We start from the raw sequence: 12,805 nt of genomic DNA, 5'->3' as shown, positions 1-12,805 counted from the left end.
CTTATCTTAAAATAATGCAAGAGGAAACCCCACTATTTGGCATATTTTTACTCTTTTTTCTTACCTCGTTAAAGTGAGGGAAAATGACCCTCAAACTGTAAGGAAACTAACTCAGCTATTGAGACATCAAAAATAGCAACCCTTGTCCCAAAAAGGAACTTGGATTGCTAATCGTTACAACGATGCTCTTTTAAGACACCGTCTTTTTTCGAAACTGTCTAAAAAGTTTTGTTAGAAGATAGATTAAAGCTGTCACTACAGCACCGCTAGCTAAAATCATTAATAGTGTCTCTACACGCAATGGCTTTGTATGAAGAACGGTATTAAAGAAAGGCAGATAAACTGCAGAAGCTTGAAGAATAAGACTGAAAATCAATGCACCTACTAAAAGCTTATTCTTAAAGAGAGTGCGATCCAATCCAAATCCTCCGGAGCGCCTCACATTAAAGATATGCCCAAGCTGTGCTACCGTCATGTAGGTAAAGGTCGCTGTTTGCGCATAAGCTAAATCCTGACCTTCCCAGAGGTGCAGATAGCTAAAGAGGAGAAAGGCCCCCAAACCAATGATTAAACCACTGATGATAATACGTAACAGAAAGTTCCTGTTGACCAAACCATTTTTCGGATCACGCGGTGGTTTGTTCATGACATCTTCTTCAGCGCTTTCATAAGCCAAGGCGATGGCTGGCCCCACATCAATTAAGAGATTAAGCCATAAAATATGAAGCGGCTGGATTGGCATAGGAAGCACGAAGATAATCGTAAAGAGAATAGCACTGATTTCTACCATGTTACAGGCAAAGAGGAAGGACACGTATTTTTTGATATTTTCAAAGATGATGCGCCCTTCTCGAACAGCATCGACAATGGTCGAGTAACGATCATCCGTCAAGATCATATCAGAAGCCTCTTTAGCTACTTCCGTTCCTCTAATCCCCATAGCAACACCAATATCAGCACCATTAAGAGCTGGTGCATCATTAACCCCATCTCCTGTCATGGCAACCACTTCACCATGCTCTTGTAAGGCATTCACCAATTGTAATTTATTTTCTGGTGATACACGGGCAAAGACTGCTGTGTCATGCACCCGATCAATAAAACCTGCTTGATCATGTTCTTGATCAATTTCTGCACCCGTCATGGTATTCTGCCAGTTAGCGATACCAATGTCTTTGGCAATCATGGATGCTGTCTTAGGGTGATCTCCCGTGATCATCTTAACACGAATACCTGCATCCTGGGTCTGTTGAATGGAGTCAGCCACATCCTTACGCGGCGGATCCACAATCCCAAAGAGTGAGACTAGGGTTAAGGACTGGCCATTTTTCTCTAGCCAAGCTGGCATGTCTGCCTTAACCGCAGCCACATCCTCATCTGATAATTCACCACTAGCTAAAGCTAAGGAACGCATGCCTTTTTCCGCGATGGTTTCGATGCTATCTTGCCAAAAATCGAGCTGAGCCTCAGACGGTGCAACCATATCTAAAAGAACATCTGGAGCACCTTTCAAGATAAAGCGGTGGCTACTATCTGGCCACTGATAAACCACAGCCATGTATTTATTTTCAGAATCAAAAGGAATTTCATTGACCCTGACAAGTCCGTAGTCGTCTACTTTTTCAGGAGTAAGATCTGCTTTATAACCTAAGACTTTCAAAGCGCCATCAGTCGGATCACCTTTGATGAGGTATTCTCCCTCTGTGTCGGAGGCTTTTTCAAGACGAGCATTACTTGATAAAAACCCTTGAAGCAGACTGGCTTTGAGTAGGTCCTCCTCCTCATCAGAAAACTCTTGAAGAAAAATCTGATCAATAGCGACTTCTTGTACTTGGTCCTCATAGCTGATTTGGCCTTCTGGTGTATAGCCTGTTCCTGAAACCTGATAAGATTTTCCATCGGCAGTGATCAGCATTTCGACCATCATTTGATTTTCTGTCAAAGTACCTGTCTTATCACTGGCGATGATAGAGGTTGAGCCCAAGGTTTCAACAGCCGACAAGGTTTTGACTAGGGCCTGGTGTTGTGACATGGTCTTCATCCCATTTGATAAGGTAATGGTCTGCACAGCCGGCATAGCCTCGGGAATAGCTGCTACCGCTAAAATAATTGCGACATGCAGAATATCTGAGAAATTTTGATCATTGATAACCCCAATAATCACAACCAATGCTGCTGCAATAAAGGCCAAGATGATTAAAGATTTACCTAGTTTAGAGATTTCTTTATCCAAAGGCGTCTCGCTGGACTTGTTGCCGGACATGAGGTCGGATATTTTACCAACCTCTGTAGCCATTCCTGTATCAGTGACGATAGCCTTGCCCTGTCCCCGTGTGACAGCTGTTCCTGAAAAAACCATATTGAGGCGATCACCGACAGGAATGTCATCATTAAAGGTAGCTTCAGCATCCTTATCAACAGCCTCGGATTCACCAGTCAAAGCGGATTCAATAACTGCTAAATTATTACTTTCTATCAAGCGACCATCTGCGGCGATGGCATCACCTGTATGTAAGATGATGATGTCTCCCGGAACTAATTCCGCAGAATCAATCTCGGTCTCCCTACCATCACGTAATACGGTAACATGCGTGCTGACCATATCCTGTAAAGCATCCACTGACTTCTGGGCTTTTAACTCTACAAAGAAGCCTGTCAAGATAGAGATTAATAGAGCTAAAAAAACTGCTCCTGCTTCAACCCATTCCCCCATAAAAGCGGAGAGAATCATGGCAAAGCCTAATAAGTAAACAATGATATTATTAAGATTTTCAAAAAGAATTTCAAGAGCAGACTTGCCTTTCGTTTCTTCTAGCACATTTTTCCCATACTGGTCTCTAAGTCTTTCCACTTGCTCTGTGCTGAGACCGACATCGACATCAAGAGCAAACTGCTCCTTGATCTCAGAAAGCTTTTTTTGATAATTTTTCGTCATACCTACCTTCTTTCTAATATTTTTATGTTCTAATCTTACTCTATTTTAACATAGATTTTCTGAGAAATAAATAGGTAACCACATTTTTATTTTTACGAGTTGTAGCGTTACAATAGATGTGAGACTTCTAGAAGTCAAAAAGAAGATTCCCTGATATGATAAGAGTACCACCACTCATCAAAAAGGAATCTTCTCATGACTAGTATATCACAAAATCTTCGCTATTTACCACATACTCTAGAAACACGCTACCACGCTGTTAAAACCTACCAAAATGGTGCCTCTGTCGCCTTCATCTGTCGACGTTACAAAGTTTCAAAAGCCTCTCTCATGCGCTGGAATAAGCGATTTGATGGAACTAAAGAATCGTTGAAAAATCGATCCCATCGACCTCTAACACCTCACCCAAAGGCTCACACCGAGCAAGAGCTAACATGGATTAAAAACTGCATCAAAAGAAATCCAAACGCAACCCTCATCGAAATTTTTTACAAGCTCAAAACGAATAAGGGATATGATAGACACCCTTGCTCACTCTTTCGAATCTTGAGAAAACTGGACTTCTTCAAATCCCCTAAAACAAAGAAAAAACCTTATGTCCCAAAACCATATGACACGCCGACTAAACTCGGTATCAAGTGGCAGATGGATGTCAAATACGTCCCGACTCACTGCTACACAGGAAAACTACCTGACAAATTCTACCAGTATACCGTCATTGATGAGGCCAGTCGTGAACGCTTTATATTCCCTTTCAAAGAGCAGTCGTCCTACTCAACCGTTCAATTTCTCAAAATGGCGATCAAACACTTTGGATACAAACCCAAAATCCTCCAAACGGATAATGGCTTCGAGTTCACGCATTTCAAAGAGACCAAACAAGTTCACCCACTAGACTTACTTTGTCAGGAACTTGGTATTGAGCACAAGTTGATTCGCCCTCGAACACCAAGGCATAATGGAAAGGTAGAGCGCAGTCATCGAAATGACAATCGACGTTTCTACCAGCACTTGACCTTCTATTCCTATGACGATCTAATCAAGCAGATGAAAATCTATCTGTACCGTTCCAATCGACTCCCTATGCAGACTTTAGGCTGGAAATCTCCTATCGATATCAGAAAAGCTTTACTAGGAGCTAGCTCCTAGTAAAGCTTAACAAATGGATAACTTCAATTTCACCTTTCTGGTCTCACATCATTGACAAAGGTACAAAAATGTTCGAGACATATTACTTGAAAAATAAATGTAAGTGTATATAATAGATAGAGTAAAAATTTATGAAAGGACATATTTAGGATATGTTGAAAGATTTAAAAGCATTTTTGTTCCAAGGTAATGTTATTGACCTTGCTGTTGCAGTTATCTTCGGTGCTGCCTTCAAAGCCATCATCGATTCATTCGTTGCTGATTTGATTACTCCACTCTTGTTGAACCCAGCTTTGAAAGCTGCTGGTGCAGAAAAGATTGCTGATTTGAGCTGGAACGGTGTTACTTACGGTAACTTCTTGAGCGCTGTTATCAACTTCTTGATCATCGGTACTGTTCTTTTCTTCATCGTTAAAGCTGCTGAAAAAGCTTTCCCTAAAAAAGTTGAAGAACCAGCTCCTGCTGGACCAACTCAAGAAGAATTGCTTACTGAAATCCGTGACTTGTTGAAAAACAAATAATGATAGTGAAACAGGCTTTCCGCCTGTTTTTTTATGTGCACCAAAAAACGCTGCGAGCTACGCCACAGCGTCTTTTTTATGCCTGATAGCCATTCGGGTTCTTAGACTGCCAGTTCCAGGTATCACGGCACATGTCTTCGATTGTTTTTTCTGTTTTCCAGTTGAGCTCTGCCAGAGCCTTGTCCGCATTAGCATAACAAGTAGCAACATCGCCAGGACGGCGGTCTACAATCTTGTAAGGCACCGGAACACCATTGACTTTTTCAAAAGCTTCTACGAGCTCTAATACACTTGTTCCTTGTCCTGAACCTAAATTATAAGTATATACACCTGTCGTATCCGAAATCTTTTCAAGTGCTTTAATGTGCCCAAGTGCTAAGTCAACTACGTGAATGTAGTCACGAACACCTGTACCATCTACAGTATCATAGTCATTCCCAAATACACTCAACTCCGCCCGTTTACCAACAGCTACTTGTGCAATAAATGGCATAAGGTTGTTTGGAATACCAGCAGGATCTTCACCAATCAAACCTGATTCATGAGCACCAATTGGGTTGAAATAACGAAGAAGAGCAACACTCCATTCTTTATCGGAAACTTCGAGGTCGCGCAAAATCTGTTCCAACATCACCTTTGTATAGCCATAAGGGTTAGTCGCACTTGTTGGCATATTTTCCACCAATGGAGATGGATTGTTAAGACCATAAACCGTTGCACTAGATGAGAAGACAATCTTCTTGACACCAAATTCTGCCATGACTTTGACCAAGGCAAGCGTTGACATGATGTTATTTTCATAGTACATGATTGGTTTTTCTACAGATTCACCAACTGCCTTGTAACCTGCAAAATGGATGGCTGCTTCAATCGATTCTTTTTCAAAAACCGAACGGAGGGCGTCCTTATCAGCTACATCCAATTCATAAAAAGTCGGTCTCTTTCCAGTAATCTCCTCAATACGATCCAAAACCAAAATACTTGAATTAGAAAGATTGTCAACAATGACAACTTCTTTACCCAATTTTAACAATTCAACAACTGTATGGCTACCAATATAGCCTGCTCCACCTGTTACTAAAATACTCATGCAAAACTCCTTTTTTCATGAACAATGTGACTTGATTTAATTCTACATATCTATTATAAGTTAGGTAAGGTAAAATGTAAAATAAAAAACAGCCCAAAAGCTGTTTTAAATTCAATTAGAATTTTTTACGCTTGCGAGCTGCTTCTGATTTACGTTTACGTTTTACAGATGGTTTTTCGTAGAATTCACGTTTACGTGTTTCTTGAAGAGTACCAGCTTTAGTAACCGCACGTTTGAAACGACGAAGAGCATCATCAAGTGATTCGTTCTTGCGTACTACTGTTTTTGACATTTTTTTCACTCCCCTCAATTTCAAAGTCCTAACTATTTTACTACTTAAAACTGTCTTTGTCAATGATTTTTCATGATAAATCTGAAAAATTCTCACGGCTTGTTTTCCTTGTAGATTTCACTGTCCACGCCAGCATTGCCAAAGAAAAGAGTTCGTAGAGAACGAAAAACAAGATAAAACAATGGAGGAAAAAGTCCTGTGGTAAAATGTAGATGACAGGGTCTTTTGCTGGGTCAAAGAGCCAGGTCGAATCACCCGGAAAGAGGACCTTGTGGAAGAGGACAAAGAACGTATCAAATCCAATCAAGACACCGACCAGGCCGATAAGAACAGGCGCCAAGGCAACCCAAGTAAAAACCCGGCGATAGATCTGACCATAGCCCATGTTTAGAACCTGTTTAACAAAGGAAATAAAGGCTGGCAGGCTAATCAGAAAGGCAAACTGGGCAAAATGAAAGAGATACTTAACATCCCTAAAATGCTTGAGACCAGCTGCCGACGAGCGGAAATTTGGCATGTCCAGCACTTGTTGAAAAGGATTGGTCAGGTAATCCAGCAAGGCATTTAAATTATAGGAAATATCCGTCGCCTTCATATAAACGATTTTCTCCAGGCCCAGCCACTCAATTTCCAAGGGGTAAAAAATCCAAGCCAGATAAATCGTTGCCAAGACCGCACTGGCTAGTATGAAGAAAATACTACCGATCACTTGTACTTTAGTTTTCATCGAAACTCCATTCATCTAAACTAGAAAGAACATGGGTCGGAGCAATTGGTAAGTCCGCTACTTCTTCTGGCTTGGTAAATCCAGTCAGGACTAAAAGAGTTGGAAAACCATTGTCAATCCCTGCACGAATATCCGTCAGATAATTGTCGCCGACCATAATCGTTTCCTCTAATTTGGTCCCCAGATGAGAAAGCGCCTTGTTCATAATATAGGCCTGAGGTTTACCAATAATCTGCGGTTTAACCCGAGTAGATGCCTCAAGCAGAGCAATCAGAGAACCCGCACCCGGCAACATCCCACGCTCAGTTGGAATATTCAAATCTGGATTGGTGCCAATAAAGGTTGCTCCTTTTTGAATGGCCAAGGTCGCCGTCGCGAATTTTTCATAATCCACCTGCCAATCTAAACCGACCACGACATAGGCTGGATTTTCGGCATTCTCAACATAACCAGCCTCATAAATAGCAGATTTGAGACCCTCTTCACCGATGATATATACCGTTTTTTCCTTGCCCAAGTCATTCATATAATCAATAGTCGCCAGCGTCGCCGTGTAAATGGTCTCAACCGGCGTTTCAATATTGAACTTGTCCGCCAACATAGCTTGGACAGCTTCTGGACGACGGGTCGTATTGTTGGTCACAAAGAGATAGGGAATGCCGCGTTCCTGCAAGCTCTGCACAAAGTGTTCACCAGCCGGAATCCGTTCTGTACCCTTGTAAATCGTACCGTCTAAATCAATTAAATAGCCTTGATAGGTCATAACTACTCCTTAATCAAATCGTGTTTCCCAATGCTCAGAAAGACTAGCCTTCAAGCAAAGAGCCAACTGTTCAGCTGTATTTTTACCAAGCGAGAGCGGAGGCAAGTCATCTAGGCAGAAAAAGCCGCTAGCAACTGTTTCCGAATTGGGCTGAAACTCCCCGCCAAGGAGACGACATAGAATAAAGACCTTGGTCACACGGTGGGCTGACTTGGCAGGATTGTTCTTGTGCTTATCCAAAATCGCAACGACTCGAAGAGCCTCCACATCCAGCCCCGCTTCTTCCTTTACTTCCTTGACTACATTGTCCTTGACAGACTGGTCCACATCGCACCAACCCTCTTATGTCAAGTAAATGACACTATTTTTCAACACTGAAAACACCCTTATTATACCACAAATCTACTTTTTAAGAAAGAGACTCGCTATTACACAAGTCTCTCATTAGATTATCTATAGACGACTGCAAAAGAACCTTGGCCATTGACGACAATCCTCTCGATATGAGTGTCAATCACTTCCCTGGTTATTTTTTTGTCAAATGCTATATTTTCCCTACCAACTACCTTTAATTGTTCCTCTATTTCCATTATAGAATTATCTAAGTTCTGACGTTTTTCCATGTAAGTTTCTCTTGTCATCAAGCCCTCTTTATAGTCTTGAAAATGAGAAACCTTTTGAGTTTTCAGCCGTTCAGCCTCTCTTATAAGATTCGTTTTTGATAGCTTTGGAGAGTTCTTCGGCAACCGAGACTTTAATTCTTTCTCGATAGCCTCTTCTATTCTATCTATCCGACAGGACTTCATGGTCTGGCCTTGACTTCTACAGTAACGACAATAAAAATAATCATAGTTGTTATAGTGGCTATATCGAAGGAGACGATGCCCGCAATGTTCACAGATAACTAAACCTCGTAATAGAACTTCTTCTGGCTGATTAAAAGTCTGACTTTTAGACCCGCTAATACGAGAGGCCAATGATTGTTGAGCTTTGTCAAAGTCCATACTTGGCACAATTGCCTCATGATTCTTTTCAAGACGTTCCCACTCTGATTCAGGCCGTTTAATCTGCTTGCCATTTACCGTTGTTCTAGTGTTAAACAGGTATGTCCCCTTATAGGCTTCATTTTTGAGTATTTGGAGAACACTACTTCTCGTCCATACATTCCTCTTTTGTTCTGCAGTAATGATAATTGATTTTGTATACCTTGCTTGACTAACCTGCATTTTCCTCTCAGCTGGAGTAATCGTCTGTTCACTATTAAGTAACATCGCTATTTTTTGAGTTCCCATTCCCTCAATGCAAAGTCTAAAAATTCGTCTTACAATTGGAGCGACTTCCTCATCAATGATAATCTTAAATCGGTCATTTGGGTCCTTGATATAACCAAACGGTGGTAACCAACTCATGTTCTTCCCAGAGCGTTTCATACTGTTCATTGCACTCTTGACTTTTTCAGAAACATCTTTGGCGTAGAAATCATTGAGTAAGTTTCTAAAGGGCACATCAATATCCAGTCCATTATGTTCAGACACCAGGCTATCATAATGGTCGTTGAGAGCTATAAATCGAACTCCGAGAAAAGGAAAGACATTCTCCAAATAGTTTCCCAATTCCAGATAGTCACGCATAAATCGAGACAAATCTTTGACGATGATATTACGGATAGTTCCAGCCTTAACATCAGCCATCATGCGTTTAAAGGCTGGACGGTTAAGACTGGTGCCCGAAAAACCATCGTCCACAAACTCCAAACGTTCCCAGTTCTTGAACTTAGGTTCTTGGTCAAGAAAATGGTTTAATAAGTACCGTTGATGAGTAATTGAGTTGCTTTCATCTGTATTAGCCTCATCAACTGACAAGCGGAGGTATAGAGCGATTTTAGTCATACTCGTCCCCCCCAATCCGACAGTTAAAAGTTACTGTGACTGTTTTGTCAACATCAACTTCAATCCGTTCTATTAAAGCATTTAAGAGTTCTACCGTTAAAACTGCTTGATTGTTACTCTTGACTAGATGTCTAACCCAATTCACCTGCTTACTGTGCTCCTCCTCAATCTGCTTTATTGAAGTTTCACATTGGGCTAATTCTTGTGAAATGGTTTTGATTTTTGAGTTTATTTCTTTCTTTTTGGAAAGATAGTCTTCTCGCTTAGACCGGTTAAGACTGTAAGTAGCGTAAAGATCGCTTAGTTCAGCATTCCATTGTACTACTGAGCGTTGATGAACCATCAACTGCTTTCTATATTTCCTTAGACAATCCTCCTTTTTAGTTTCTAACCGTGGCAACAATGTCTCAACTGTTCCCAAACGCTTCATTTCTGATTGTATCAGCTCTACTACTATCTTATCCAGAGCATTTTCACTGATATAAACGGTTTTTCTCTCAGCTGTCTCTGAATCATAGTGATAGTCCATAAAGTAATAGTAATCATAATCAGACTTATTATTTGAAAAATGGCGACGCTTTCGAACCATTTGAGTTGATTTGGTTTTGCCATAAATCAAACCTTTATAGCGATTTGGAGTTTTTACTCGGTCAGTCTTTTTAACAGACTTACGACTAGCAGAATACTGAAGAATTTTTTCGTAGTCATCTTTGCTGATATAGGCTTCCTGTGCATTTTCAAAATAGATATAGTCATCTTCAGATAAGGATTTGTTTCGTGTTCGCTGAACAAGGTCTCCCCTGTAAACAGGCATCTTAATCAGACGAAGTAAATTTCCTGCTTGCCATCTTTTCGTATCCTGCTCACTTCTATATAATTGACCTGTCTTACGGTAGGAATGAGGTACAGCAATTTCTCTACGATTCAATTCAGCAGTAATCTGAGGCATGGATTTACCTTCGATTGCCTCTTGAAAAACAAACTCTAAAATTGGCCTAACCTGATTATCTATGACTAACCTTGCACCAGCTTCATTGCGGTCAATGCGATACCCATACGGAGCAGAAGTTCCAATATAGTACCCTTGACTAGCCTGCTGAATATGATAAGCCATAACTTTCTTTGAAATATCCTTAGAGTATAAGTCGTTGACCAAATTCTTAATTTCCACCTCAAAGGATTTCTTATCTTCTAATCCGTAGAGTGTGTCTAAGTTGTCATTGATTGAAATAAAACGAACTCCCAAAAAGGGGAATACTTTATCAATCAGTCGTCCCATCTCAATGTAGTTACGACCCAAACGAGATAAGTCCCGAATCAAGATACAGTTGATAGTCCCTTTTTTGAGGTCATCCATCATGTCCTGGTAGCCAGGTCGATTAAAGTTTGTCCCAGAATACTCATAGTCGATGTAACACTTGGTTACAGTTAACCCTTTCTCCTTGGCAAAAGCTCTAGCAAGACTTTCTTGCGTCTCTAAGGACTGCGACTTGTTTCTCCAGGTTTCAGTACGTTCTTTGGATAGGCGAATGTAAATGCCCGTACGATAAGTTTGAAGTGGTACCTCATCTATCGTTTCCTTACGGTAGCGGTTCTTGGTACGTGCCATTAGACCACCTCCGTTTCTCGATGAGAAAACTGCTGGAGGACTTCGAGTTCTGCCATATCATGAAACACCAAGGTCAGCTCCTGATTTTCGTGAATGACAATGCGGTCAAGCAAGGAAACTAGAGTGAGGCGATTGAACTCTTGGTTATTTTGTATGGTACTCAACTGATCTAACCACTTCTCCTTATCCTTAAGTTTGTCATACAGGGTTTGAGCCAGTGCTTTCTTTTGAATGATGGTTTCTTCAATGTGCTTTAACTTTTGGCGATAGCTTCGCTGAAACTCTTGGTATTCTGTATCATTGATCAAACCGTCGTCTAAATCCAAATACAAGGACTGGAGCAACTGTTCATACTTCTTGCGATTCTCAAGTAGAGAAGTAAAATCGACTTCCAAAAACTGTTCTTGATTAACATAATCAGGAACTGCTTTAATCAGATAAGACTTCCAGTCAAGATGTTGATGAATAAAGGTCGATACTAAGTCAAGCAATATCACTTGCTTGATTGCATGGCGACTACATCCTCTTCCGTTATTGTAGGTGCTACAAATATACTGAACAGTCTCTTTATCCTTGTAGCGGAGTTTTCGTTGTACAAGCTGAGCTTGACAGTCGCTGCAAAATAATAATCCTGCAAATAGGTCAGGCAGCTTCTTCCCATGTTTGACATCTCTGAGTAAGAGATTATTAGCAAGCTCAAACGTACTTTTTGAGATAATCGCCTCATGTGTATCATCAACTCGTACCCAATCTGCTGGATTCACAGCTACAGACTTTTGAGACTTGTAATTAAGTTTGGTTTGCTTCCCCTGTTCCAAACTACCAGTATAGACACGATTGGTCAAAATACGATTGACTATTTTCGTGTCCCACTTATATCTATGCCCATAAAAGCCTTTAATCTTTTCCTGACAGGCTTTCTTACGTTGCAAGGGAGTTTCTATCCCAGCCTGGTTAAGAAAGCCTGCAATAGCATTTGACGAATAGCCCTCTAGTTTCAGAGCAAAGATTTTCTCGATAGTCGGGCGTATAGTCTCATCTACGACTAAATGATTCCGTTGCTTATCATCTTTGCGGTAACCATAGGGGGCAAAAGCTCCGATAAACTCTCCCTTTTGACGTTTGGCTTTTTGGGTGCTCCGAACTTTGGTTGAAATATCTCGACAGTAGCTATCGTTAATAAGACTTTTAATAGGCATGACCAAATGCGTTTCATTGGTATCAGCCGTCAGGCTATCATAGTGGTCATTGACCGAGATAAATCTGACTCCCATAGCTGGAAAAATTCGCTGGAGGTATTTTCCAGTTTCAATGTAATCTCGACCAAAGCGTGATAAGTCCTTGACAATTATGATATCAATGACCTTATCATTCACCATCGCCATCATACGGTTAAAATCAGGACGGTTAAAGGTTAATCCACTGATACCATCATCCACAAATTCTTCTAAAATCATAAAATCGTGATTTCTGGCATAGTCTCGCAAAAGCGAGCGTTGGTTGATGATGGAATTGCTTTCCACATTATCCCCATCATCTCGTGATAGGCGTAAATAAATACAGGCTTTTGTCATGTGTCTCTCCTTAATCAGTGTTTAGGTGCTTACCGATTAAGGACTGAGGTTCTACTAGTCTATTTTACATAATCTATCAAGACTTGTCCGCTAAAAACTCAAATTTTTTCAAGCTTTCGACCTAGTAAATCATCTAAAATATCCGTCAGGCTTAATGGTTTATCGGTAACTCGCACCGTCACCTTATAGCCCTCAATCATAACTTGCGGTAACTCCGCACCAGTTTGTGTTTTTTCCATAATTCTTATTTCCTTTA

11 protein-coding genes and 1 pseudogene are annotated in these 12,805 nt (G+C 40.8%); 2 read left to right on the top strand and 10 right to left on the bottom strand.

Going from position 1 to position 12,805, the window contains the following annotated elements:
- Positions 1-190: 190 nt before the first annotated feature.
- On the bottom strand, positions 191-2,935 hold the full coding sequence (locus AB1F57_RS05685) for an HAD-IC family P-type ATPase (protein ID WP_167786400.1): 2,745 nt from the start codon (positions 2,933-2,935) through the stop codon (positions 191-193).
- Between the two features lie 195 nt (positions 2,936-3,130).
- Here AB1F57_RS05685 and AB1F57_RS05680 point away from each other — a divergent pair, with 195 nt between their 5' ends.
- Positions 3,131-4,084 carry a DDE-type integrase/transposase/recombinase gene (locus AB1F57_RS05680; protein WP_367986253.1) on the top strand — a complete coding sequence of 318 codons (954 nt, stop codon included), beginning with the start codon at positions 3,131-3,133 and terminating at the stop codon, positions 4,082-4,084.
- Positions 4,085-4,236: 152 nt separating this feature from the next.
- Positions 4,237-4,605, top strand: a complete 369-nt coding sequence (gene mscL, locus AB1F57_RS05675) for a large conductance mechanosensitive channel protein MscL (protein WP_105138035.1) — start codon at positions 4,237-4,239, stop codon at positions 4,603-4,605.
- Positions 4,606-4,681: 76 nt separating this feature from the next.
- Here the strand turns inward: mscL and galE are convergent, their stop codons facing one another.
- The 9 genes and pseudogenes from galE to AB1F57_RS05630 form a co-directional block, all read right to left on the bottom strand.
- The gene (gene galE, locus AB1F57_RS05670; RefSeq protein ID WP_167786440.1) at positions 4,682-5,695 is read right to left on the bottom strand and encodes a UDP-glucose 4-epimerase GalE; all 1,014 of its coding nucleotides are present in this window, start codon (positions 5,693-5,695) and stop codon (positions 4,682-4,684) included.
- A 115-nt stretch (positions 5,696-5,810) separates the two neighbouring features.
- Complete coding sequence (rpsU, locus tag AB1F57_RS05665; RefSeq protein WP_000048054.1) at positions 5,811-5,987, bottom strand: 30S ribosomal protein S21; 177 nt, start codon at positions 5,985-5,987, stop codon at positions 5,811-5,813.
- Positions 5,988-6,057: 70 nt separating this feature from the next.
- The gene (locus AB1F57_RS05660) at positions 6,058-6,714 is read right to left on the bottom strand and encodes a TIGR01906 family membrane protein (protein WP_167786439.1); all 657 of its coding nucleotides are present in this window, start codon (positions 6,712-6,714) and stop codon (positions 6,058-6,060) included.
- On the bottom strand, positions 6,704-7,477 hold the full coding sequence (locus AB1F57_RS05655) for a TIGR01457 family HAD-type hydrolase (RefSeq protein ID WP_167786438.1): 774 nt from the start codon (positions 7,475-7,477) through the stop codon (positions 6,704-6,706). Before AB1F57_RS05655 ends, AB1F57_RS05660 begins: the two co-directional genes overlap by 11 nt.
- Before the next feature lie 9 nt (positions 7,478-7,486).
- Positions 7,487-7,816, bottom strand: a pseudogene (locus AB1F57_RS05650) (NUDIX domain-containing protein); the annotation flags it as partial.
- Between the two features lie 110 nt (positions 7,817-7,926).
- The gene (locus tag AB1F57_RS05645) at positions 7,927-9,366 is read right to left on the bottom strand and encodes a recombinase family protein (protein WP_167786437.1); all 1,440 of its coding nucleotides are present in this window, start codon (positions 9,364-9,366) and stop codon (positions 7,927-7,929) included.
- The gene (locus tag AB1F57_RS05640; RefSeq protein WP_167786436.1) at positions 9,359-10,975 is read right to left on the bottom strand and encodes a recombinase family protein; all 1,617 of its coding nucleotides are present in this window, start codon (positions 10,973-10,975) and stop codon (positions 9,359-9,361) included. Before AB1F57_RS05640 ends, AB1F57_RS05645 begins: the two co-directional genes overlap by 8 nt.
- Positions 10,975-12,549: a recombinase family protein gene (locus AB1F57_RS05635; protein ID WP_174852873.1), complete on the bottom strand. Its 1,575-nt coding sequence runs from the start codon at positions 12,547-12,549 to the stop codon at positions 10,975-10,977. Before AB1F57_RS05635 ends, AB1F57_RS05640 begins: the two co-directional genes overlap by 1 nt.
- A 98-nt stretch (positions 12,550-12,647) precedes the next feature.
- Positions 12,648-12,788, bottom strand: a complete 141-nt coding sequence (locus tag AB1F57_RS05630; protein ID WP_000416124.1) for a hypothetical protein — start codon at positions 12,786-12,788, stop codon at positions 12,648-12,650.
- Between the last annotated feature and the right edge of the window lie 17 nt (positions 12,789-12,805).

This window comes from Streptococcus nasisuis, from assembly GCF_040836615.1.
In the GTDB taxonomy this organism is placed as follows: Bacteria; Bacillota; Bacilli; order Lactobacillales; family Streptococcaceae; genus Streptococcus; species Streptococcus suis_V.
Note: the sequence above shows the minus strand (reverse complement) of the source record. Positions and strands in the feature narration are given on the sequence as shown.

Coding starts and splice junctions, on each gene's coding strand:
- AB1F57_RS05660 (WP_167786439.1), bottom strand. CDS start 6,714: ATGAAAACTAAAGTACAAGTGATCGGTAGTATTTTCTTCATACTAGCC.
- mscL (WP_105138035.1), top strand. CDS start 4,237: ATGTTGAAAGATTTAAAAGCATTTTTGTTCCAAGGTAATGTTATTGAC.
- AB1F57_RS05680 (WP_367986253.1), top strand. CDS start 3,131: ATGACTAGTATATCACAAAATCTTCGCTATTTACCACATACTCTAGAA.
- AB1F57_RS05640 (WP_167786436.1), bottom strand. CDS start 10,975: ATGGCACGTACCAAGAACCGCTACCGTAAGGAAACGATAGATGAGGTA.
- AB1F57_RS05635 (WP_174852873.1), bottom strand. CDS start 12,549: ATGACAAAAGCCTGTATTTATTTACGCCTATCACGAGATGATGGGGAT.
- AB1F57_RS05685 (WP_167786400.1), bottom strand. CDS start 2,935: ATGACGAAAAATTATCAAAAAAAGCTTTCTGAGATCAAGGAGCAGTTT.
- rpsU (WP_000048054.1), bottom strand. CDS start 5,987: ATGTCAAAAACAGTAGTACGCAAGAACGAATCACTTGATGATGCTCTT.
- AB1F57_RS05655 (WP_167786438.1), bottom strand. CDS start 7,477: ATGACCTATCAAGGCTATTTAATTGATTTAGACGGTACGATTTACAAG.
- AB1F57_RS05645 (WP_167786437.1), bottom strand. CDS start 9,366: ATGACTAAAATCGCTCTATACCTCCGCTTGTCAGTTGATGAGGCTAAT.
- galE (WP_167786440.1), bottom strand. CDS start 5,695: ATGAGTATTTTAGTAACAGGTGGAGCAGGCTATATTGGTAGCCATACA.
- AB1F57_RS05630 (WP_000416124.1), bottom strand. CDS start 12,788: ATGGAAAAAACACAAACTGGTGCGGAGTTACCGCAAGTTATGATTGAG.